Below are 22,400 nucleotides of genomic sequence, written 5' to 3' on the forward strand. Positions count from 1 at the left end.
CACTGGCTCAGATCCAGCCCTGGTCGGCCAGCTCGCGCTTGATGTAGGCGTAGTAGATCGGCGCGACGATCACCCCGGGGATGTGGAAGGCCGCTTCCATCACCAGCATCGCCAGCAGCAACTCCCAGGCGCGCGCCTGGATCTCGCCGCCGACGATGCGCGCGTTGAGGAAATACTCCAGCTTGTGGATCAGCACCAGGTAAGCCAGCGCGGCGATCGCGGCGTACAGCGAAATCGACAGCGCGGCGACGGTGATCAGTGTGTTCGAGACCAGATTGCCGAGCACCGGCAGCAGGCCCAGCACGAAGGTGATCGCGACCAGGGTCTTGGCCAGCGGCAGATGCACCCCGAACAGCGGCAGCACCACCAGCAGGAAGGCGCCGGTGAAGGCGGTGTTGAGCAGCGAGATCTTGAACTGGGCGAACACCACCCGCTTGAACGCGGAGGAGAAGCGCGAGCTGCGGCCGAGCAGTTCGCGCCCCAGCGGCCCCAGCCGCGGCAGCTGCAACTCGTCGTACAGCGCGATCATCGCGCCCAACACCATGCCCACCAGCAGGCGCGCCGCCACCTGGGCCGCTTCGGCGCCGGCCAGGCTGAGTTCGCCGCGATGCGCTTCCAGCCAATCCTTCACCGCAGTGCGCAGCTCGGACAGGTCGGACGGCAGGTAAGGTTGGGCCCAGGGCGGAATCTGTCCGCGCGAGGCGTCGATGATCTCCATCATCCGCGCCAACAGGGCCTGCTCGCCGCCGGTGTCGGCGCGGAAGAACGCCGCCAGCCCGAGCACGGCCAGGATCAGTGCGCCGACCACCACCGTCGCCAGCAACGCCACTGCGATCACCCGGGCGCGATGGCCGCGCACCATGCGCTCGACCAGGGGCGCGGTGGCGTGGATGAGCTGGAACACCAACAGCCCGGCCAGCAAGGCGCCGACCAGCCCCAGCTTCAGCACCAGATACATCGCCACAAGCGTCAGCGCCCAGGACGCGATGCGCGCCGGCGGCGCGGCCAGCAAGGGCTTGGGGGCGATCGTAGGGGCGGCGTCGGGGGCCGGCGAAGCGTCGGTGGGCATGCGGTTCCCTGGGGGCGGGGGAAGGCGGCGGCACCGGGCAGGCGCCGCGCTCGGCGACCAGTTTCTCTGCAATCGCGTCGGCTGGGAATGGTGTCGTGCGTCGGTTGGCAAGATCCGCAGGCACGGCGCTGCGCCACCGGACAGGCATCAGCTCGGCGCGTCGCCGCCCGCCGGCGCAAGGCTTGCGGTACATTCGCGGACTTCAGAGCGGAGGCGTGCGATGCGGGTGTGGTGCAACGGGGCGATGCGGGAAGGAGCGGCGATCGAACCCGGCGACCGCGGCTTTACCCTGGGCGACGGCCTGTTCGAGACGCTGCGCTGGGCCGACGGCGCGGCCCGGCACCTGGATCGGCACCTGGCGCGCCTGCGCGCGGGCGCGGCCTTCCTCGGCATCCCGCTGCGATGGAGCGATGCCGAACTCGGTGCGGCCATGGCCGCGGTCGTGCGCGAGCCGGGACTGGAGGAGGCCGCGATCCGGCTCAGCCTGAGCCGCGGCCCGTCGGCGCGCGGATTGTTGCCGCCCAGCGAACCGCGCCCCACGGTCGTCGTTTCCGCCGGGCCGCTGCCGCCGGCCGGCAGCGCCACCGCGATCGTCGCCCGTTCGACCCGACGCAACGAATACTCGCCCTTGTCGCGAATCAAATCGCTGTGCTACCTCGACAACGTGATTGCGGCCCGCGAAGCCGCTGAGTGCGGCGCCGATCAGGCGCTGCTGCTCAACACCGCCGGCCGGCTGGCCGAATCGGCGGCCGCCAACCTGTTCCTGGTCAGCGCCGGCGAGCTGCTCACGCCGCCGGTGAGCGACGGCGCCCTGCCCGGAATCGCCCGGCAACTGTTGATCGAGCGTTGCGGCGCGATCGAGCGACCGCTCGATGTCGAGGCCCTGATATCGGCCGATCATGCGTTCTTGAGCAACAGTCTGGGCTTGCGGGCGTTGAACCGGATCGACGGCCGCACGCTGGCGGTCGACGAACCCCTGCTCAGCGCACTGGCGACCCGGATCGACCGCTGACGGCGGCCGTCGCGCCCGCGGCCGGATCGCTGGCAGGCGTTTCGGTGCGCGCCCCGCACTGCGCCAGCCGGTGCGCGATGTAGCGCCGGTACAAGGTGGTATGCAGATTGTGCAGGCCCAGCTCGATGCGGAACGGCGTACGCGGATTGCGGTCGAGCAGCCGGGCGATGTGATAGCCCACCGGCTTGACCCCCTGCTTATGCACGTAGACCTCGAAACCGCGATAGAACGGGTCGGAGAGTTCGGTGTCGATCCGGGCCAGCGCGGCGCGCGCGTCGGCAGACAGTTCGGCGCGCAATGCCGGATCGAGTTCGTACAGCAGGCGTTCGTAGTAGCGGCGCAGCGGACGCGGGCGCAGGCCGCGGGCCAGCGTCCAGATCTCGCGGTTGCGTCGGTTGTAGTGTTCGAATCCCCGATGGCGGCGCAGCGCATCCGCGGCCGCGGCGCTGACGTCGTAGACCACGAAGTTCTCGGCCTGGTTGTTGATATCGTCCAGGGCGCTGCGATCGAAGACGTGGTAGATGAAGCCCGGCAGGCCCATGAAGGCCTGGCGTCCGCTGCGCGAGGCCTGGACGGCGATGCCGTCGCGACTGAACTCGCCCGCAGAACTCCCCAGCAGGATGCTGCGGCTGCGCCGGATGCGGTTGAACGTGCCGATGGCGATTTCGTCGGCGGCGAATTCGCGGTCGAACCCGGCCGGGCCGTACAACTCCAACTGCGCCGCGTACTGCGCGATCTGCCGGCCCAGCCCGCACTCGCCGCGCATTCGCCCGCGGTAGAACGCCTCGATCGCCCGCGAGTTGGCGCCGGCGGGGCGGTAGCCGCGACCGAACCAGGCCGTCGCACGCCAGCCATCGTGGCGCGCGCCGGTCGGGCCGAAACCGATCCAGCCCAACTGCACGCCGGTGAAACCGAAGCCCCCGTTGGCGCTGAGCCGGTCCACGGCGCGGCGCGTGGCGGCGCCGAGCGCGTAGCCGTAGGCGCACACGGTGGCGGGGTGGCGCAGCAATTGGTCCAGTCGGCGCTCGCGTTCGGCGACGCTCAGTTCGGGCGGCCAACGAACCGTCAGGTCGCCGTGCGCCTTTGCGTCCTGCAGGTCGGCGCGATCGCAGGGGCGACCGGCCTGCACGTCAGTCGGGGCGGTGGCGTCGGGCTCGAAGCGCCAGCCCAGATCCTGCAACAGGCGTTGCTTGCAGGACCAGGCAGGCGCAGGCGACGCGACCGCGCTCGCCATCGCCGCCGCGACGGTCAGCATGAAGCGGGCGAGCACGTGCCTGTGCACGCTCTCGGCCAGTGTTCGCATCCGCACCGACATGCGGGCAGCCTAATCGGCATGCGTGAAGCATGCATCAACGGCGCGACGGCCGATGATCTCTCGGCCCGGGCCGCGCTCGCCGGCGAAACGTTCGGAAGCGGCGTGCGCCGCGCCGACCGGGATCAGCGCAGCCCGCCCTTGCGCGGCATGCCTTGCAACTCGTCGATCACGGATTGCGGGGCGCGCAGGCGAATCTGCACCGGGAACGATTCCATCACGACCACGTCCTCGACCTTGCCGAGCCGCTCCAGTTCCCTGACCCGTTCCAGCACGGGGTCCGGCGATTCCGCGCTGCCGACGATCGTCGCGTTGCGCAGCGGCGCGGTCTGCTCGGCCGGCTCCGTGCGGTTGGCGGGCGGTTGCTTGTTGTCGATGCCGCAACCGGCCAGCAGCATCAGTGCGATCAATACCGGGCTCATCGTGGCCGCCTTGCGCATGGGGTCATCCGTCGGTGTGCGGCGCACCGGCGAGCCGGTGCGCCGCGGGTGGGGCTCAGGATCGCTGCCGCCCGCTTACGGGTAGGTCGAGATCCAGCTCTGCAGCGTGTTGTAGACGGTGCTGGTCAGGCGGGTACCGCAGTTCTGGCTCGCCGAACCGGTGGTGTGGATGCCGCGCACATAGACGCCGCCACCGCTGGAGATGCCGCTGCCGCTGTTGCCGCCGCTGGTGTCGATGGTATAGCACAGGCGGTAGGAGCCGCTGGTCCAAGGCGTACCCGAGTGGGTCCACATCGTGCCGAAGGGCTTCTCGCCCGGATAGCCGGTGATGGTGTGGGTGCCGCCCGAGTACACGCCCCAACCCGAGTTGCCGCCGTGCGGCGCCGAGCTGAGCACGATCAGCGCGTAGTCGTAGTTGGTATCGGCGCTGTTGTGCCAGGCGCTGGTGGTGACGGCGCGGGCCCAACTGGTGGTGCCCCAGGGCTGGTAGCTGCCGTTCTGGGCGACGGTGAAGTTCAGGCTGGAGTACCAGGTGCCGGCGCCGTTGGAGACGCAATGGCCCGCGGTCAGCACGTGCTTGGGCGTGATCAGGGTGCCGGTGCAGCCGATGCCGATGCGGCCGATGTGCCAGTACGGCGAAGCGACGGTGTTGGTGATCTGGACGCGATCGTCGGTGCCGATCACCACCTTCGGCATGAAGCGGATATCGCCGCCGTCGAGCGCCGGCCGCACCGGCGCGTTGCCCGGCGTCGACGCGTTGCGGCCGAGCAGTTCCAGGTCGCGGATCGCCTTTTCGAACACGGCGACATCTTCCGGGTTCATGCTGGCGGCGTACTGATCGCCGTTGGGGGTGACCATGACCGCGCTCAGGCCGGCGGCCTTCTGACGCGGACTCTGCAGGCGGGCGTCGATCGAACCGCCGCGTTCCGGCAGCACGTCGCGCACCAGGTTGTCGCCGTGGATGAACTTGGCCTTCGCGCTCATCTTCTGGAAGGGGCGCTCCTTGGCTTCCGCGGTGTTGGCCAGCGGGGCCGAAACCAGCAACGCCAGGCTCAGTGCGACTAGACTCTTCATAACTAGCTCCTTGTTGGTTGAATGTCCTGACTGCTGCCGGAAGCGCGCTTCCTGCCCGCTTCCGGCCGGCCGGCCCGGCACGATGCCTCGCCGACCCTGCGAACGGCACGGACGCGCCCGTTCGCGACGCGGCCATCCCTGGCCGCGCTGTGCGGACGCCCGATGGCGTCCGTCATAGCCGATTGTGCGAACGCCTTCGCTCGGGCAGCCGCGCCCGCGGCGCGACGGCGCCGTACCGACGTTCGATTCCGAACGCTGCGAACCCCGCAGCGTTCTGCCCGACCCGCTAGCGCATGCTGCGGGGCAGGGCGTGCCCGAACCCGCACGGGGGCCGGGGCGGCGCCGGGCGGGACCGTGCCCGCCCCCTGTTTGAACCGGCGCTCGTACCGATGCGCATTGCGACCTCCATGTTCGCGAATCGTTGGTGTTTCGACGGCGGCAAGCCACTGTCGGATGCCCGGTCGCAGACCGGAGCGCGATACGGATCGCGACCCGTGAGCCGCTTCACGCAATCCGCTCGCGCCATCGGGTGCGATCCGCTCCGTGTCGCCGAAACCCGCTTTCCTTCAACGTCGTTTGCGCTACCGGCGGGACAGACGTCATCGCAGTTCTTCCAACGACGCGGTCGAATCCCCACCGGCCTCGTAGGAATACGCGGCATCGCAGCGGAAGCGGACAGATCACCGACGCAATCGGAAGGCGTGACGATCTTTGCATCGCGTCTCAAGTGCGAATGATGCCGAAAATCGCCCACAGCCATCGGCGCGTGCGACAGGCGAACCCAGGGCCGATTCGCCGTTGCAGCCTCGGCTGTCGATCGCGACGCGCATCGCGGCGATTCCGGCCAGCGACGTCGGCCGTCTGCGCGCGTTTGTCATCCCCGGCGCCCGACGCGCGTTGTCGACAACGATCGCACAAGCGCAAGGATCCCCATGCATTGCCTCCTCGTCCGCCGATTTTCTGAAGCTCTGCTCGGTTTCGTCGTTGTCGCGTCGCCCATAGCGGCCGTCGCAGCGCATTCCACGGCCGCGCCGGCGGCGGTGGAGCGCGATGTGGCGTACGGGCCGGACCGGGCGCAACGCCTGGACGTGTACTGCCCGCATCGGGCGCGCAACGCCGCCATCGTGCTGATGGTTCACGGCGGCGGTTGGCGCATCGGCGACAAAGCGGCGCGCGGCGTCGCTCAAGCCAAGGCCGCGCATTGGAATGCGCAGGGCCGGATCGTGGTCGCGATCAACTACCGTCTGCTGCCGCAAGCCGATCCGCTGCAGCAGGCCGCGGACGTGGCGCGCGCCTTGGCACATGTCCAACGCGAGGCGCCGCGTTGGGGCGGCGACCCGACACGCGTGGTCTTGATGGGACATTCGGCGGGCGCACACCTGGTGGCGCTGTTGGCGGCCGCGCCGGAGTTGGCGCGCGCGCAAGGAGCGCGGCCTTGGAGCGGCACGGTGGCGTTGGACAGCGCCGCTTACGATGTCGAGGCCTTGATGCGGCGGCCGCATCTGCGCCTGTACGACCAGGCCTTCGGCGCAGATCCCCGCTACTGGCGCGAGGCCTCGCCGACCCGACGCCTGCACAGCGCACCGGCGCCGATGCTGCTGGTGTGCTCCAGCCGGCGCCGGCAGTCTTGCCCGCAAGCGCGCGATTACGCGCGCCGCGCCGTCGATCTGGGCGGGCTCGCGCAGGTACTGCCGGTGCAGTTGGACCATGCGGCCATCAACGCCGAGCTCGGCACCGAGGGCCACTACACCGCCCGGGTGGATGCGTTCCTGGCCTCGCTATGGGCGCCTGTGCGCCGCGATTGAACGCGGCCAATGGTCGATCCGGCGCGGTCGACCTGCGCCGTCGCCGGCGGTAGCATCGGCCTGGACCGCGATGCCGGCCAGGCCGGTCGGTCGCGGCGCGCACGGTGCGCCGTCGAGTCGCTCGCATCGCCCCTTCCATTGCCTTCGGCCGGAGCCCGCCATGCCCTCCAATCGCGTTTCCATCCTGACCGTCGCCGCGCTGAGCGGCGCGCTGCTGGCGGCCTGCTCGCGCCCGCCGCCGGCCGCCACCGCCGAACCCGCGCCGACAGCAGCGACCGCTGCGACGCCCGCGCCGTCCGCCGCCGATACGGGCGCATTCGCGTTCCGTATCGGCGCGCTGGAGGCTTACGCGCTGAAGGACGGCGATATCGATGTGGCCAACGACGGCAAGACGTTCGCCATCGGCGAGCCGGCCGAACAGGTGGCGGCCTTGCTGACTGCCGCCGGGCAACCGACCGACACCTTGCACTTGAGCATCCAGCCCTTGCTGGTGCGCAGCGGCGATCGGACGCTGCTGTTCGACACCGGCGCCGCCGGCGTCTCCTTCGCCCGTGCCGGCCGCTTGCCGGCGGCGCTGAAAGCCGCCGGCGTCGAGCCCGCGCAGGTCAGCGATATCTTCATTTCGCACGCGCATCCGGACCATGTCGGCGGCCTGCGCGCGAGCGACGGCGCCTTGGCTTTTCCGAACGCCGTGGTGCATCTGTCCAGGCCCGAGTGGGAGGCCTTGAAGGGCGATGCCGGCAACGCCGCTTTGGTCGCCGCGATCGCCCCCAAGGTCCAGGCTTTCGAGCCCGACGCGGCGATCCTGCCCGGCTTGGTCGACGCAGTGGCGGTCGACGGCCACACCCCGGGGCATAGCGCGTACCGGATCGCGTCCGGCGACCAGCGCCTGTTGTATCTGGGCGACACCGCGCACCACTTCGTGATCTCGGTGCAGCGCCCCGAATGGACGGTCGACTACGATCGCGACGCGACGCTGGCCGAAGCCAGCCGGCGCGCCTTGCTGCAGCGCGCCGTCGACGAGGACATGCACGTGTACGCCGTGCATTTCCCGTTCCCGGGGCTGGGCCGGATCAAGCGCCAAGGCGAGGGCTTCGCCTGGGCGCCCGACCGCTGAGCGTTGAACATCGGATGGGGCGGGGCAGCGACACGCCGACGCGCGCGGACATGCCGTCTCATTGTCGTTCCCGCATCGATCGCGCTTGCCACGCGGCCGGGAGACGAGGCCGCCCGTGATGCGGCGGCGATGCCGACACCGCTCAGGAGCGGGGCTGCGCCGAACGTGCGGAGATCTGCACGCCGATCGAACGCCGCGCGATCGGCAGGCGCTTACGCGGGCGCGAAGTGCGCCGGTTCGACTGGTGGCAGAGCGCGACCATCGACGGGGTGCGGTTCATCGCCACGCCGGCACAGCACTTCTCTCCGGCCGCAGCGGTCGAGGCCATCGCCCGCAGCGGTTACCCGGTGGCGGCGGTGATCGCGGCGTTACTGCCGGTCGGCGAAGAAGTTGTAGATCGGGCCGAACACCAGGGCGACATACCAGCCGCCGGCGAAGCTTTTGACCAGCCCGATCAGCACCGCGGACCAGGTCAACAGCTGGAAATCCGGCAGCACGAGGGTCAACAGCGAGCGGGCGGCGGGCCAGGCCGGAACGAACAAGTGGGCGACCACACAGAGCCCGAACGAGACCGACAAGAACAGGCTCAGCGCCATGCCCAGCGCGCCGACCGGGATGCGCGCCGCAGACCCGGTGCCATCGAGCCTGGATGCGGGAGTGGCGTTCATCGGCATGCTCCTTCTGGCGCGTTGTCCCGATCGGCTGCTTGGCAGCCGTGCCTACTACACCACCGGCCAAGCCGGCCGGGGTTGACGTGGATCAAGCCGGCCGCCCCTTCCTGGGCGGGCCGGCCGGCAAACCGGCGCGCGGTCGGCCCGGCGCGTGGCTCCGCGCCGGGCCCGCGGTCAGGCCGACGGCGGTTGCGGCCAGGCCGGGTGCGAGGAGTGGTGGCGGAAGCGCCGGGTCAGCCACTCGCCGAGGTCGTCGATCACGGTGAACGCGGCCGGGATCACGATCAGGCTCAGCAGGGTGGAAGTGATCAGGCCGCCGATCACCGCGATGGCCATCGGCGCACGGAAGCTGGAATCTCCGGAAAACCCCAGCGCGATCGGCAGCATGCCCGCGCCCATCGCCAGGGTCGTCATGATGATCGGCTGGGCGCGCTTGCGGCAGGCGTCGACCAGCGCGTCGTGCTGGCTCAGCCCGTGTTCGTCTTCGGCGATCACCGCATAGTCCACCAACAGGATCGAATTCTTGGTGGCGATGCCGATCAGCATCAGCAAACCGATCAACGCCGGCAGCGACAGCATGTTCTGGGTCAGCAGCAAGGCGCCGAACGCGCCGCCGGCGCACAGCGGCACCGCGGTCAGGATGGTCAGCGGCATCAGGGCGTGGTTGAACAGCAGCAACAGCACCATGTAGATGCAGATCAAGCCCGCCGCCATCGCCAGCAAGAAGCCGACGAACAACTCGACGAAGACTTCGGCGTCGCCGGTATTGAGAAAGCTCACGCCCGGCGGCAGCTGCTTGACGCTGGGCAGCTGCTGCACCGTCTCCATCACCTCGCCGAGCGGGCGACCGTTGAGTTCGGCGGTCAGGGTGACGTTGCGCTGGCGCTGATAGCGCGAGATCTGCGACGGGCCGCTGCCCATGCGCACCTCGGCCACCGCCGCCAGCGGCACCGGGCCGTAGCGGCCGGGCACGCGCAATTGGCCGATCAGCGCGGGGTTCGACAGCGCCGCCTCGGCGAAGCCGACCCGGATCGGAATCTGGCGGTCGGGCAGATTGAGCTTGGCCAGGCGCTGCTCGTAATCGCCGGCGGTGGCGATGCGCGCGGCCTCGGCGATGTCGGCGGTGGCTACGCCGAGGTCGGCCGCGCGGGCCGGGTTCGGCACGATCTGGATCTCCGGGCGCAACAGCGAAGCCGAAGAGGTGATGCTGCCCAGCCCTGGGATGCCGCGCAGGTCGCGCTCCAGCGCGATCGAGGCCTCCTGCAGGCGTTGCGGATCGTCGCCGGACAGCACCAGTTGCAACAGATTGCCCGGCTCGGAACTGACATAGCTCACCCGCACCCCGGGCAAGTCGGCCAGCCGGGCGCGGGCCACGCGCTCCAGTTCGCGCTGGTCGCGCTCGCGGTCGTCGGCCGCGCCCCAGTCCAGCACCAGGGTGGCCTTGCGTACGTCGGGCACCCCGGTCGTCGAGGGGTCGCCCAGATCGAGCACGCTGCCGATCGCGGTGTAGACCTGCTTGAGCTCGGGAATGTCCTTCAACCGTTGGCGTGCGCGTTCGGCCACCGCCTGGGTTTCCTGCAGGCGCGTGCCCGGCGGCAGCTCCAGGCTCAGATTGCTGCGCCCCAGGTCGGACTGCGGGATGAAGGTGGCCGGAATCAGCGGCACCAGCGCCAGCGAGACGACGAACAGACCGGTGGCGATCCACAGCGTGCGGGCGCGGTGGCGCAGCGCCGCATCGACCCAACCCAGGTACCAGCGCATCAGCCGGGAATCGGCCGGCTCCTCGCCGTGCGGCTTGAGCAGGTAGGCGGCCATCATCGGCGTCAGCAGGCGCGCTACCAGCAGCGAGAACAATACCGCCGTGGCCGCGGTCCAACCGAACTCGCGGAAGAACTTGCCGGCGATGCCGGGCATGAACGCGACCGGCACGAACACCGCGGCCAGGGTCAGCGAGGTCGCGATCACCGCATTGCCGATCTCGCCGGCCGCCTCGCGGGCGGCCTCGATCGGCGGCTTGCCCATGCGCAGGTGGCGGACGATGTTCTCGATCTCGACGATGGCGTCGTCGACCAGGATGCCCACCACCACCGACAAGGCCAGCAGGGTGATCAGGTTCAGCGTGAAACCGAACCAATGCATCACCGCGAAGGTCGGAATGATCGACAGCGGCAGGGCCAAGGCCGAAACCCAGGTCGCGCGCCAGTTGCGCAGGAACGCGAACACCACCAGCAAAGCCAGCAACGCGCCTTCCCACAGCATGGTCATCGACGAGTCGTAGGAGCGGTGGGTCTCGTCGATCACGGTGGTGACCAGGCGGAAGTCGATGCCCCGATGCTGCGCCTTGAGTTCCTCCAGCGCCTTGTGCACGCCGGCCTCGACCTCGACCTCGCTGGAACCGCGAGTGCGCGACATCGAGAACGCGACCACGTCGCGGCCGTCGAGCAGCGCGGCCTGGCTGGGATCGGCGGCGGCGTCGCTGACCCGGGCCAGCGCCGACAACCGCACCGAGCGTCCGTCGGGCAGGCTGATCGAATAGTCGCGCAGCGCTTGCGCGGTGCCGACCGTGCCCAGGGTGCGGATGGTCTGCTGGGCGCCATCGAGCTCGGCCTTGCCGCCGGCGCGCTCGACCTGGATCGCCGCCATCTGGCGCGACACGTCGCCGGCGGTGACCCCGTAGGCGAGCAGGGCGTTCGGGTCCAAGTCGACCCGCACCTGGCGTTGCACGCCGCCGACGCGGGTGACCCGGGCCACGCCCGGCACGCCGTACATCGCCCGGCTGACCTCGCGGTCCACGAACCAACTGGCCTCGTCGGCGCTCATCTGCGGCGCGACCAGGGCATAGGTCATCAGCGAGCCGCCGATGTCGACCTTGGAGATCACCGGCTCCTGGATGTCCTGCGGCAGGTCGGTGCGGATCCGCGTCACCGCGTCTCGGGTGTCGTCCAGCGCGGTGGCCAGGTCGGCTTCCAGCAGGAATTCGATCTGGGTGGTGCTGACGCCTTCGCTGACGGTGGACATCACCCGCTTGACGTTGGTCACCGTGGCGACCGAATCCTCGATCTTGCGGGTAACCTCGGCCTCCAACTGGCTGGGCGAGGCGCCCGGCTGGGTCACCGTCACCGTGGTCATCGGGAATGCGATGTCGGGGAAGCGCGCTACCGGCAGTTGGTAGAAGCCCCACAACCCAGCCACGCACAGCACGAAGAACACCATCACCGCCGGCAACGGGCGGCGGATCGCCCATGCGGAAAAATTCATGGCGTCGGCTTCTCCGCCGCGACCACGTGCACCCGATCGCCGTCGCCGAGGAAACCGGCGCCCGCGGCGACCACGCGCTCGCCGTCTTTCAGGCCTTCGACGATCTCGACCAGGCCCTGCGCGGTCTGACCGGTACGCACCCGCTGGCGCTGCACCGACTGCGCATCCTTCATCGTGAACACGTAGCTGTGGCCGTCGCGCTGCACCACCGCCGCGCTGGGCACCATCAGGGCGCGGCCGGCGCCGGTGACGATCCGGCCTTCCACGTACACCCCTTGCTTGAGCGGTCCGGGATCGGGCAGGTCGGCATAGACCGTGCCGGTGCGGGTCTGCGCGTCCACGCCCGGGCTGACTGCGCGGATGCGGCCGGCGATGGTCCGGCCGCCATGCGGCAATTCGACCGTGTTGCCGACCGCAACCAGGGCCAGTTGGTCTTCCGGCAGCTCGGCGCGCCACTCCAGCCGGCCGTCGCGGATCAGCCGCAGCAGTTCGCTGCCGGCCGCGACCACTTGGCCGGGCTGCACGAGGCGCTTGGAGATCACGCCGTCCGCGGGCGCACGCAACTCGGCGAAGTCGCGCCGGAGCCGGGCCGCATCGCGACCGGCGCGGGCGGTGGCGGTCTGCGCCTCGGCCTGCACCCGGGTGGCGCGCAGCTCGTCCAGATTGCCGGCGCTGATCAATTGCTGCGCGGCCAGCTTGGCGCCGCGCTCGTAACTGACCTGGGCCAACGACAGCGAGGCCTGGGCCTGCCGCAGCGAAGCCTCGGCCTGGGCCAGTTCGCTGTCCAGGGTGCGATGATCCAGGGTCAGCAGGACCTGGCCCTTGCGCACGCTCTGGCCGACGTCGACGTCGAGTGCGGTGACCCGTTGGCCGCTGAGCTCGACGCCCAGCTGCATTTCCTCGAACGCCGACACCGGCCCGGACACCAGCACGCTGCGCGCCAGTGGCCGCCACTGCGCCGGGGCCAGCGATACGGTCAGGGCCGACGCGCTCTTGGCTGCGGCCGGGTCGGCGTCTTCGTCGCCTGCGCACGCGCTCAGGGACAGGCACGCCGCGAGGAGGAGGGGGACTGGCCAACGCCGTGACCGTGCGCGCATGGGATTCCGTCGAGGTAGGTAAGAATAGGGGCGGCGCTGGATCGGGGCCGGCGTCGTGCGGACGGGCCGGAGCTGCGATCCGTGCGCGCATCGCGACCAAGCTAGGCGGGCGAGTTTAAGAAGGAATTAATCGCCGGCACGGCCGTCCGCACGAACCAGGCGATCGAGCAGGACGGTCGCGCAGGGGCAGAGCAGGGCAGGCTGCGTGCGAAGCCGTCAGATTATGCCGCCGACCGGGCGCGCACGTCCGGCCGAACAGGCATGATCCCTGCGGCCGCATGACGCAGGCCGAGATGCCGGCCAGCGTTATGCGAAATCCGCTCGGCGCCGGCCGCGCCGACCTCCACCGATTCGATGTCCAGCGCCGCACAGCGCTTTCTTGACTCAGAACCCGCATGCCACTGATCGCCCACGACCCGCCCGAGCTGTTCCCGCCATACCGCGGCTATGTCCACGCCATGGAAGTCGCCGGCGGAAGCCGGTTGCTTTTCATCAGCGGACTCAACGCCTTCCAGTCCGACGGCACCACCATGCCGGAATCGTTCGAGGACCAGGCGCTGCTGATCTGGAGCCACATCAAGACCATCCTGAACTCAGCCGGGCTCGGGATAGAGAACCTGGTGTCTCTGCGCACCTACCTGGCCGACCCGGCATTCGACGAGGCCAACGCCCGCATCCGCGCCGAACAGTAGGGATCGCATCGCGTCTCTTCGACGGTGATTTGCTGCACTTTGCTGGAGCCGACGTGGAAGCTGGAGGTCGAGGCGGTCGCCGCAGGCTAAGCTCGCCGCCGGGCCGCACGCCGGTTGCGGGTCGCCTCCAGCCGCGGAGAACCGGAGCCGGGCAAGGGCACGGCCGCCGCCATCCGCGGCCCGAGACGAAGCCTCATCTCCGCCCTGCGGCGCAGATCGTCAGATTCGGAATCCGAACCGCGCCGCCCACGGTCGCATACGGCTGCAGGCGCTCGCTGAGCCTGCGGCCGAATTCCGCCCGCTGCGCGAGCGGGCGATCGCCGAGCAGGGCGGAGAACTCGGGCGACACGTCCATCAGGTATCGGCCGCAGTCTGCGGCGGACGAAAACTCGAGGGGCATCGTCATTTCCTCGCTGTGCACGTCGCGAAAGCCGGCGCGACGCATGGTCTCTTGCACTGCTACGCGCACAGGCGAGCACGCAGGCGAGGCGTCGGACGCGGACGGCGGCAAGCCGAACATCTCTTGCGCGACCGCCGCCGCCAGGCTCGCCATCGGTCGCCCCTGCGCCCCGGATGGCCAAACGGCGGTGACGAACCAACCATCGGAAACCAACAGGCGCCGGATCGCGGCCAACGCCCCGGGCGGATCGGGCAGAGACGTCACCCCCCAGCGGCAGAGGATCGCATCGAAGCGGGCGCCGGCAACATCCAGCGTCGCCGCATCCGCCTGGATGAATTCCACGTTCGCCAGTCCCTGTGCAGCGGCTCTTTCCTGGGCGATATCGAGCATCCGCGGCGAAAAGTCCGTCGCCACGACCCGCCCCGAGGGACCGACGCAGCGCGCTGCCGATAGCGCGGGTTCGCCGATGCCGGTCCCGAGGTCCAGCACCCGCTGCCCGGGTCGGACCTGCGCCAGTTCGAGCATGCGAAGGCTGACACGTTGCGCGCCGCCCTCGATGGTCGGCCACCATTTCCGCCAGCCGGCGGCGACCGCGTCCCATTGCCGGCGCTGCTCCTCGTCGTGGTGCATGGGGCGATCGGATTCGGCGCTCATGGGCTCAGTCTCCTGGTTCGACAGGCCAATCCAGGCCGCCCGGCCGAACTGGCGGCGGACGGCTGTGCGAGGACGTTCATCCTATCCCGCGCCTGCCTCGGATCGGCCAGATCCGGCGCCGGAGCCTGCGGAAACCTGAGCGGGGCAGGGTGGCCTTTCGCATGGCGGCCCTCCGTTCTCAGGGAAAACCGCGGCCTCCCGGGTCGCGTGGGCCACCGCCAGGGGGATGCCTCGATGCGTGCGCGAAAGCAAGGCAACGGCTTGACCGTCAGAGCGATCGCAGGAACCAACACCGTCCTGCTCGCAATGAGCATGGACGAGGCCGCCCGCAAGGGCTGCCTGGGCTTCGCGATTCAGCGCACCGATCACACCGAGGACGAAAAGTACTGGATGCGCGGCCACAAGGTCTTCGCCGACACCGGCGCGCACGTGGCCGCGGGCCAGGATGTCTCCAGTCGATCCCATCCTTTCCAGTCGTTTCAGTGGTGCGACTATACCGCCAAGCCCGAGCACGACTACAGCTATCGGGTCGTGCCGTTGTTCGGTTCGCCGGGAAATTTGGCCGAAGGCGATGGGATCGCGGTGAAAGTGAGCACCGAGCCGAACAACGACGGCCGCCACGGCGTGTACTTCAATCGCGGCGCCTGTTCGTCGCAGGCCTATGCGCGCAATTTCGAGAACAAGCACCCCAAGGACGTGGGTCCCGCCGCCTACGATTGGCTATCGCGTGGATTGTTCGAAGGAATGGCGGCCTTCATCGCGCGCGCCAAAGACGCCTCCTATGCGTTGCATGGCGCCATTTACGAGTTCCAGCGCCCCGAAGCGCTGAGCGCGCTCAAAGCCGCCCGCGGCCGCAAGGCCAAGGTAAAAGTCGTCTTCGACGCCATCCCCGGCGCAAACAAACCCAAAGAAAAGAACCTGAGCGCGATCGCCTCCGCCAAGCTTGTCCGGGAATCGTCCGGAAAGACCAAGGGCACGATCATGCACAACAAATTCCTCGTGCTCAGCCACCGGAACCAGCCCATAGCCGTGTGGACGGGCTCGACGAACTGGACCGAAAACGGCATCTACGGACATTCCAATTGCGGCCACGTCATAGAAGGCGCCGATATCGCGCAGCACTACCTGGACTACTGGACTCAGTTGTCCGGCGACCAGGCCTCCGAGGCGAATCGCGACTGGATGGACGAAAACGCCCCCGCGCCGCCTTCGCCTTGGTCGGACAAGACAGTCGCCGTGTTCTCTCCCAGAAACGACCTGTCGGTGCTGGATTGGTACGCCGAGCTTGCCGCATCGGCCAAAGCGGCCCTGTTCATGACCTTCGCCTTCGGCATGAACCGGCGCTTCCTCGAGGTCTACGAAAAGGACGACGACGTCCTGCGTTACGCCCTGATGGAGAAAGAGGGCAACGGCGCCGGGCTCGCGCAGGGGAAAATCGATATCCGGCGCATTCGCGCCCGGCGCAACGTAATCGTTGCGGTGGCCAACAACCTTCAACTGAATGTGCTCGATCGCTGGGTGGCCGAACGTCGGGCGCTCAGCCACGAAGCCAACGTCAAATGGATCCACACCAAGTACGCCCTGATCGACCCGCTGGGCAACAACCCGGTGGTCATTACCGGATCGGCGAATTTCAGCGAAGCGTCGACCCTGTCCAACGACGAAAACATGCTGGTGATCCGCGGCGACAAGCGGGTGGCGGATATCTACCTGACCGAGTTCATGCGCTTGCACTCGCATTACGCCTTCAGGGAAGCGGTCAAGATCGCTCGCGATAACGGGGAAGACTTCGAAGCCGAACGCGCACCGTTGGCGCCCGACGACAGTTGGCAAAAGGACCACTACAAGAAGGGCCACGATCGATGGTTGCGGCGGCGCTATTTCGCCGATGTTGATTAGCGCGGCGCATTGGTGCCCGCTGCGGACCCGGGCAGCCTCGCCGGCCAGCCAGAGAAGCGAGCAACGGCGCGGGGGCGGGCACGGTCATCCGACCGACTGGCGGCCCGCAAACGAGTTATCCGGTCCGGTAGAACGGAGGCATGCAAGCCGCTCGTTCCGCCTGACCGGCGCTCACCCCTTGAAGCCTTCCGGTACGCCGGGGACGTCATTGAGGTCCAGTTCCAGGCGCACCCCCTCGCTGGTCTGCGCTCCCACGGTGAAGGCTTCCTGGGCCACGATCTTCAGTTCGGCGACACCGTCGACGGGCGCCACGTCGTGCTCGGCCGTGGCAAACGTGGGATGGAGGTAGAAGCGCACCGGCCCGTTCAGCGGTGGACCTCCGGGCAGCGGACTCACCGTCAGTCTCACGCCGTACTTGGAACCGCCCTCGGTCAGTTGCGTCACCTCGGCCTGGAGCTGGTATCCCCCGACGACCGCTTGTCCGCCGAAGCTGCCTTTGTGCGGATCGCTGTTCCAGAGTCCCTTCCAGGACTCTTCCACACGCGCTCGGGTGTCCATGCCGACGCCCACGGCGCTTGCCGCCAGTGCGTCGGCCGACGGCCTCGCGGGACCGGCCTTGCTCAAGAACCCCACCGCTTCCTCCAGTTCCGATGCGACCATCTGCGCGCGATCCTGCGCCTGGTCGCGCTCCTGCAGGGTCTGCTCGAGCGTCTCGACCGCTTGTAGGGCCCGTTCCTGCGCCTGGTCGCGCTCCCGCTCCGCCAATTCCCTTGCGCGCTTGAGTTCGGAAATGCTGCTTTGGTTGTCTTCCAGGAAAAGGGAGAAGTCCGTGCGGGTCCAGATGTAGCACGTCAGGAACCCGACCAGCGCGCTGGCCAGGAGGATGCAGCCCGCGATAACGGCGCCGCCTTTCCATCCCCAGCCTACGGCGGCCATCCGGGAGATTTCCGAGAAACCCTCGGCCAGCTCTCGCGCCTGCACCAGGCTCACGCCGACGATGATCTTGGTCAGCCAGTCGCTGATCTGTTCGAGGTTCGTGTTGTCGGTGAAACCGGACCGGACCGCATCAGTTTTCACCGTGAGCGCTCGGGGAATGCCGAACAGAAATCCGATCAGCGCACCCGCGGCCGCGGAGGCGCTGATCGCGAAAGTGACGGAGCCGAACTTGAAGAGCAGCGTGCCGGGTTCGGCCGACATCAGCAGTGCGCCGACGATCAGGATGATCACGGAAGTCACCACCACGTTGCGGAACGCCTCGATCCGGATCGCCGGGATCTCGCCTCCGGCGGTCCTGGCGCCGTGGGTGTCCTTGGCGTTTTTCGTGCTCTCCGGGTTGCCCCGGGCAACGGCGGCTTGCGTCCCTTCGCGCTGCGGTTGAGCGTTCATGGGCCTTCCTTTGTTCTTGTCCAACCCGTCACAACGGCGCCCGGCCGGGGCTGCGGCCTGCCCCGGAGCGCAAGCGCTGGGACGAGCGTCGCCCCAGCCTGGGCGGCCGACTGGGGGGCGCAGTCATCGGAACCGCTTGACCGGGACCGGCCCCTGGATGCGGGAATGCCAGTCCGCACCCAGTCCCGGGATGCCACTGGCGTCTCATAGTGTTCAGCGAGAGGGCGCTTCATCCAAACGCCGAAGGCAGTCCCACCGGGGATGGTGCGTACTACGACCACAGCGGGGCGCCATCGCGGCACGAGGATTCGTGTCCGGTCGCCGGGCGGCCTGACGTTGCCCCGGAGTATCCAATCGAGCGCGCGACTCGCGCGGAGAGGCGCACAGCCATGGACGGTCGCGCGGCACCGCTGGGGAAAAAGCTTCCGTGGGAAGCGTCGCCGTTGAAACGGACAGGGCGCCTGGCTCATGCGGGCGTTGGAGCCCGATCCTCTCGGCGGCGCTCGCCGGTGTTCCATCGATCGGCGGCGCCGATGCCTCCTGGTCAAGGGCAACGTTTCCGCCGGGACGAGCTCGCAGACATCCGGCTTTTCCGGAACGCCACGCCGTCCGTCATCGCCTTCGCATCGCAGACGCAGGTGAACACCGACGGCGCCCCGGACGGCTAACAGGGCGGAACGTCCCGAGGAGATTGCGGTGGCCCTAACATGAAAGCCCAAGAACAGTTTCCGGCCCCCCGTTGGTTTCGTGTTCCAGCGTTTCCGGGAATAAACTCCGATCAACTGCCGCGTCAATATTGCGTGGAGAAACGCAATGGCTAGGGATGGTCAGTCCGCATCGCGCCAGAGCGGCTTCGCCTCAGCCATGCTGGGGCAGTCCGAGGCTTACGGACAGATGCGCGCGCTGCTGCATCGCTATGCCGGTTGCGACGTGCAGGTGCTGATCGAGGGCGAGACGGGTACGGGCAAGGAACTCGCCGCCAGGGAAATCCACTATCTCAGCGAACGCAGCGAACGGCCGTTCGTACCCGTGAACTGCGGCGCGCTTCCCGACAACCTCATCGAGAACGAGCTGTTCGGGCACGAGCGCGGCGCCTATACCGACGCCCGGAGCGCGCAGCCGGGGCTGATCGAACACGCGAGCGGTGGAACCCTGTTCCTCGACGAGGTGGATTCGCTTTCCAGCAAGGCGCAAGTGACCCTGCTTCGTTTCCTTGAGAACAACGAGTACCGCCCCGTTGGCGGAGGCGCGACGCGTGTGTCGACCGCCCGCGTGCTCGCAGCCTCCAATGCCTGCCTGGAAGCGCAGGCGGCGGCCGGCCTGTTCCGGCGCGATCTGCTCTACCGGCTCAACGCGCTGTACGTGCGCCTGCCGCCCCTGAGGGAGCGCGAAGGCGACATACCGATGCTTGCCCGACACTTCCTGCGGCAGGTGGCCCTGCGGATGGAGCGGCCGGAAAAGCGCTGGACGGAAGAGGCGCAACGGGTGCTCGACGCGCACAGCTGGCCGGGCAATGTGCGCGAGCTGGAGAACGTGGTATTACGGGCGTATCTGGGGACCGAAGGCGCGACGATAGGCGCCTCCATCCTCCACGACTTCATCGCGCCTGCGGCCGATCTTGCGCCGGCCACGCTTGCCGGCGTGTCCATGGCCGGCGCCGACCTGCACTTTGTTTCCGCGAAACGCAACGCCATGTGCGCGTTCGAGCGATCCTTCCTGTTGGACCTGATGGCGCGAACCGCGGGCAACATCAGTGCCGCAGCGCGCCTGTCCGGCACGGAGCGGAGGCAGCTGGGCAAGTTGCTGAAGAAGCACGGCATCGAGGCGACCGCGCTCCGCTAGCGCAGGGCCTGCTTCATCTCCCTGAGCGCCCCTCCATGTGCGACGGTTCGACCGGAGCGCCCTTCTCCGGGATCGAAGCCGGCGCCGCCCGGCACGCGATTTCTCGCCCGCCGAAGATGGGTGTTGACTGACCCGCCGCGCTTGAAAACCGGGTCAAACATGACCCGGCCGCCTCCCGGCTCGACGCGCAACGCCCGGAATAGAGCCCTTTCTCGCTTTCTCGGCGTTGGTACGACATTTGCTTGAATCAAGCTGACGCGGAGGTGACGCATGGGACCTAAGGAAAGCCTGGAGCGACACGCCGGGGGTGAAGTAGAGGACGCGGTGTTGGCCTATCTGGCGCAGCATCCCGATGCCGCCGACACGCTCGACGGCATCGTGAGCTGGTGGTTGCCGCAGCAACGCTATGAAACCCAACGCCACCGCATCGAGCAGGCCTTGAAACAACTGATCGAGCGGGGCCAGCTGCGCTGCGACCGTCTTCCCGGCGGCGCCGTGCTGTACGCGCTCAGTCGCGCCGGGCCTCCGCAACAGCCGAACTGATCGACGGACCCCGCAATGGCCAAGGAGATCGCCATGCAAGCCACACCGCGCCATCCAGGCGTCCCCGTCGAGGAGACCACGGGCGGTGCGCGCGGCTTCATGAACACGGCCGCATCGTTGGTTGCCTCTGCCGTTCGTCATCGGGAGGACGGCAGATGATGGTCGAGGCCATGACATTGCTGCTCAAGCAGCTCAACGACTACGTCGCGCAAGCGGACGGTGGTGCGCCCGGCGCGCCGGTGCAGGCCGTCTGGGGCAACGTCGCGCAGTTGGAGCGCCCGGAGGTGGCGAGCGAGCTCGAGAACCACATCGTGCTGACTTTGGTGAACCTCGAGGAAGAGCGCACGCTCAAGAACGGCAGGTCGTTCGCGACCGTGGGCCCATCGGATATCGCGTATCGCAACCGTCCGGTTCATCTGAACCTCTTCGTGCTGTTCACGGCGAACTACCGGAACTACGGCACGGCGCTGCGCCGGCTTTCGCAGGTTCTGGCCTTCTTCCAGGGCAAGCAGAAGTTCACGTTGGCGAACTCGCCGGGCGCGCTGCCGCAGGTGCCCATCGCCGAGTTCTCGTTAACCATGGATCTGCTGTCGCCGACGTTCGAGGAGGTCAATCACCTCTGGGGGTTCCTCGGCGCCAAGCAGGTCGCTTCGGTCCTCTATCGCGGTCGCCTGGTCGCGATCTCCGACGACCGCGTGCTGGCCGGCGGCGGCCGCATCCGCGAGATCGACGTCCTGAGCCGGGATGCGACCCAATGATCCGCTACCGGACTTTGTTCGAGGTCGATATCGTCCACGATTACTTCGTGAATCGCGGCGAGGTCGTGATCGAAGCGCAGCCGGACGAGGATCGGGCCGCGTTGGCGGCCTTGTACTCCACCGCTGACGTCTTCGAAATCGAACCCGATGCGCCTACGCGCGCAGCTCTGGCAGGGCACAAGCTTTTGTTCCGCAGCACGCGCAGCGGTTTCATCGTCGTCGTCCAGGCCGATGCATCGACGCCTCCGCGCCCCATCATCGCTCCCGGCGATGGGTTCAGGCTGGCGTTTGTGCTGCGCCTGCGCGATGCGCGGTTCGCGAACTACACGGAACTCGGGCCGCCATCGAGCTTCTACCGGTTCGGCAACGACGCGCAGAATCGAGTGGCCGGCGTCAGCTATCTCTCGCGGCCGATCCCCGCATTCGATACGACCCGCCGATACCTCGTTGGAGAGGTGAGATCCCAGGCGGCGGGCTCGACGTTCGACCTCTTCCTGGCGCTGCGGGACACCGGGCCGGCCGCAACGCCGGTCGCGGCGGACTGGCGGCGTATCCCGGCCGACACGTTCAGCGCCGGCGAGACTTACCAATCCGGAGCGATCGTCCTCGCCGCAAACCGCGTCTACCGCGCGCTCGTGAACGCGCCGGGGACGAATCTGGCGAATGCGGCGGAGTGGCAGCCCCTGGAGCTGCTCGGCAACCAGTACGCCTCCGCCACGGACGCGATGGGCGTCGAGTTTGCGTTCGCGACGCTCGACATCGCTGCAGCCGCCTTGTCGAGCACCATCGTGCGCATTACCCGGGCCGGCGCAGCGGCTCCGGTTTCCGAGCAGCCGTTTGCGGCAGAGCAGGGCACGCTGAGCCGGGTGCAGGTCGATTTGCGCACGATGCCTTCCGGGACCTACCGACTGGAAGTCCTGGACGACACCCAGACCGCGGTTCCAGGCCAGTCCCGGTCGATCTTCGTCGCTGCCGACGCGCGCTCGACCGGCGCCTTCGGCGTGATCGAGATCCGGTCCGGCACCGCGGACTATGCGCTGCTCGACGGGGCCGGCGCGTTGCGCTCCCCGCGGTATGCGCTGCGCTTCCTCAATCGCGCGACCCGTTGGCGCTACATCTTTCCCGCGCCGCAGGCGGTCGGCGCGGGAGCGGACGTCGCCCATGAAGGCTTGGATCAGCGCGTGCTCGTGACGGCCGCCGCACGTCCGTTGTCGCGCTTCGGCCCGGGATCTCTCCTCCAGGCCAACGTCGTGGCGACCCCGGCCTCCGAAGAGATCCTGCTCCCAGCGCCCGACGTCGAGCGCATGCGGCGAGAAAACGCCGAATGGTTCTCCGAAACCCATCTGCCGAACCTGACCGTAGGACCGTAAC

The 22,400-nt window shown here is 68.5% G+C and carries 20 protein-coding genes; 10 read left to right on the plus strand and 10 right to left on the minus strand.

Annotated features, from left to right (window positions below; translation table 11 throughout):
* Positions 1-7: 7 nt before the first annotated feature.
* Positions 8-1,069: an AI-2E family transporter gene (locus V2J18_RS11415; protein ID WP_064749574.1), complete on the minus strand. Its 1,062-nt coding sequence runs from the start codon at positions 1,067-1,069 to the stop codon at positions 8-10.
* On the opposite strand from V2J18_RS11415, the gene V2J18_RS11420 reads away from it, so the two are divergent.
* The gene (locus V2J18_RS11420) at positions 1,068-2,081 is read left to right on the plus strand and encodes an aminotransferase class IV (RefSeq protein ID WP_336133100.1); all 1,014 of its coding nucleotides are present in this window, start codon (positions 1,068-1,070) and stop codon (positions 2,079-2,081) included. The two genes, V2J18_RS11415 and V2J18_RS11420, sit on opposite strands and share 2 nt — an antisense overlap.
* On the opposite strand, the gene V2J18_RS11425 is transcribed toward V2J18_RS11420, so the two are convergent.
* From V2J18_RS11425 to V2J18_RS11435, 3 genes are all read right to left on the minus strand, one after another.
* The gene (locus V2J18_RS11425; RefSeq protein ID WP_336131836.1) at positions 2,050-3,384 is read right to left on the minus strand and encodes a hypothetical protein; all 1,335 of its coding nucleotides are present in this window, start codon (positions 3,382-3,384) and stop codon (positions 2,050-2,052) included. The genes V2J18_RS11420 and V2J18_RS11425 overlap by 32 nt on opposite strands.
* 134 nt (positions 3,385-3,518) lie before the next feature.
* Complete coding sequence (locus V2J18_RS11430; protein WP_336131837.1) at positions 3,519-3,833, minus strand: hypothetical protein; 315 nt, start codon at positions 3,831-3,833, stop codon at positions 3,519-3,521.
* A 75-nt stretch (positions 3,834-3,908) separates the two neighbouring features.
* On the minus strand, positions 3,909-4,907 hold the full coding sequence (locus tag V2J18_RS11435; RefSeq protein WP_064749580.1) for a trypsin-like serine peptidase: 999 nt from the start codon (positions 4,905-4,907) through the stop codon (positions 3,909-3,911).
* A 1,052-nt stretch (positions 4,908-5,959) separates the two neighbouring features.
* Between V2J18_RS11435 and V2J18_RS11440 the strand changes: the two genes are divergently transcribed.
* On the plus strand, positions 5,960-6,712 hold the full coding sequence (locus tag V2J18_RS11440; protein ID WP_336131838.1) for an alpha/beta hydrolase: 753 nt from the start codon (positions 5,960-5,962) through the stop codon (positions 6,710-6,712).
* A 160-nt stretch (positions 6,713-6,872) separates the two neighbouring features.
* Entirely contained in the window at positions 6,873-7,829 is a 957-nt protein-coding gene (locus V2J18_RS11445) for an MBL fold metallo-hydrolase (RefSeq protein ID WP_336131839.1), read from the plus strand.
* A gap of 142 nt (positions 7,830-7,971) precedes the next feature.
* On the opposite strand, the gene V2J18_RS11450 is transcribed toward V2J18_RS11445, so the two are convergent.
* The 4 genes from V2J18_RS11450 to V2J18_RS11465 all read right to left on the minus strand — a co-directional run bounded on the left by V2J18_RS11450 (position 7,972) and on the right by V2J18_RS11465 (position 12,855).
* Complete coding sequence (locus V2J18_RS11450; RefSeq protein ID WP_336131840.1) at positions 7,972-8,157, minus strand: hypothetical protein; 186 nt, start codon at positions 8,155-8,157, stop codon at positions 7,972-7,974.
* A 40-nt stretch (positions 8,158-8,197) separates the two neighbouring features.
* A complete protein-coding gene (locus tag V2J18_RS11455) occupies positions 8,198-8,497 on the minus strand; it encodes a DUF5676 family membrane protein (RefSeq protein WP_336131841.1) in 300 nt (99 codons plus the stop codon).
* A 177-nt stretch (positions 8,498-8,674) separates the two neighbouring features.
* Positions 8,675-11,758 carry an efflux RND transporter permease subunit gene (locus V2J18_RS11460; RefSeq protein WP_336131842.1) on the minus strand — a complete coding sequence of 1,028 codons (3,084 nt, stop codon included), beginning with the start codon at positions 11,756-11,758 and terminating at the stop codon, positions 8,675-8,677.
* Positions 11,755-12,855: an efflux RND transporter periplasmic adaptor subunit gene (locus tag V2J18_RS11465; RefSeq protein ID WP_336131843.1), complete on the minus strand. Its 1,101-nt coding sequence runs from the start codon at positions 12,853-12,855 to the stop codon at positions 11,755-11,757. The genes V2J18_RS11460 and V2J18_RS11465 overlap by 4 nt, the downstream gene beginning before the upstream one ends.
* Positions 12,856-13,250: 395 nt before the next feature.
* Between V2J18_RS11465 and V2J18_RS11470 the strand changes: the two genes are divergently transcribed.
* Positions 13,251-13,547 (plus strand): RidA family protein, encoded by a 297-nt coding sequence (locus V2J18_RS11470; protein ID WP_336131844.1) that lies wholly within the window; start codon positions 13,251-13,253, stop codon positions 13,545-13,547.
* A 193-nt stretch (positions 13,548-13,740) separates the two neighbouring features.
* On the opposite strand, the gene V2J18_RS11475 is transcribed toward V2J18_RS11470, so the two are convergent.
* Positions 13,741-14,601: a class I SAM-dependent methyltransferase gene (locus V2J18_RS11475; RefSeq protein WP_336131845.1), complete on the minus strand. Its 861-nt coding sequence runs from the start codon at positions 14,599-14,601 to the stop codon at positions 13,741-13,743.
* Between the two features lie 234 nt (positions 14,602-14,835).
* Here V2J18_RS11475 and V2J18_RS11480 point away from each other — a divergent pair, with 234 nt between their 5' ends.
* Positions 14,836-16,500 (plus strand): phospholipase D-like domain-containing protein, encoded by a 1,665-nt coding sequence (locus V2J18_RS11480; RefSeq protein ID WP_075575266.1) that lies wholly within the window; start codon positions 14,836-14,838, stop codon positions 16,498-16,500.
* Between the two features lie 171 nt (positions 16,501-16,671).
* Here the strand turns inward: V2J18_RS11480 and V2J18_RS11485 are convergent, their stop codons facing one another.
* The gene (locus V2J18_RS11485; protein ID WP_336131846.1) at positions 16,672-17,886 is read right to left on the minus strand and encodes a pYEATS domain-containing protein; all 1,215 of its coding nucleotides are present in this window, start codon (positions 17,884-17,886) and stop codon (positions 16,672-16,674) included.
* Positions 17,887-18,750: 864 nt separating this feature from the next.
* Between V2J18_RS11485 and V2J18_RS11490 the strand changes: the two genes are divergently transcribed.
* The 5 genes from V2J18_RS11490 to V2J18_RS11510 all read left to right on the plus strand — a co-directional run bounded on the left by V2J18_RS11490 (position 18,751) and on the right by V2J18_RS11510 (position 22,399).
* Positions 18,751-19,728: a sigma 54-interacting transcriptional regulator gene (locus V2J18_RS11490; protein ID WP_064749590.1), complete on the plus strand. Its 978-nt coding sequence runs from the start codon at positions 18,751-18,753 to the stop codon at positions 19,726-19,728.
* Between the two features lie 270 nt (positions 19,729-19,998).
* A complete protein-coding gene (locus V2J18_RS11495) occupies positions 19,999-20,271 on the plus strand; it encodes a hypothetical protein (protein ID WP_064749591.1) in 273 nt (90 codons plus the stop codon).
* A gap of 15 nt (positions 20,272-20,286) precedes the next feature.
* Positions 20,287-20,430, plus strand: a complete 144-nt coding sequence (locus V2J18_RS11500) for a hypothetical protein (RefSeq protein WP_186442651.1) — start codon at positions 20,287-20,289, stop codon at positions 20,428-20,430.
* A complete protein-coding gene (locus V2J18_RS11505; RefSeq protein WP_064749592.1) occupies positions 20,427-21,029 on the plus strand; it encodes a Pvc16 family protein in 603 nt (200 codons plus the stop codon). The genes V2J18_RS11500 and V2J18_RS11505 overlap by 4 nt, the downstream gene beginning before the upstream one ends.
* On the plus strand, positions 21,026-22,399 hold the full coding sequence (locus V2J18_RS11510; protein WP_064749593.1) for a hypothetical protein: 1,374 nt from the start codon (positions 21,026-21,028) through the stop codon (positions 22,397-22,399). Before V2J18_RS11505 ends, V2J18_RS11510 begins: the two co-directional genes overlap by 4 nt.
* Position 22,400 lies beyond the last annotated feature (1 nt).

The sequence above is a fragment of the Lysobacter firmicutimachus genome (assembly GCF_037027445.1).
GTDB classification, from domain to species: Bacteria; Pseudomonadota; Gammaproteobacteria; order Xanthomonadales; family Xanthomonadaceae; genus Lysobacter; species Lysobacter firmicutimachus.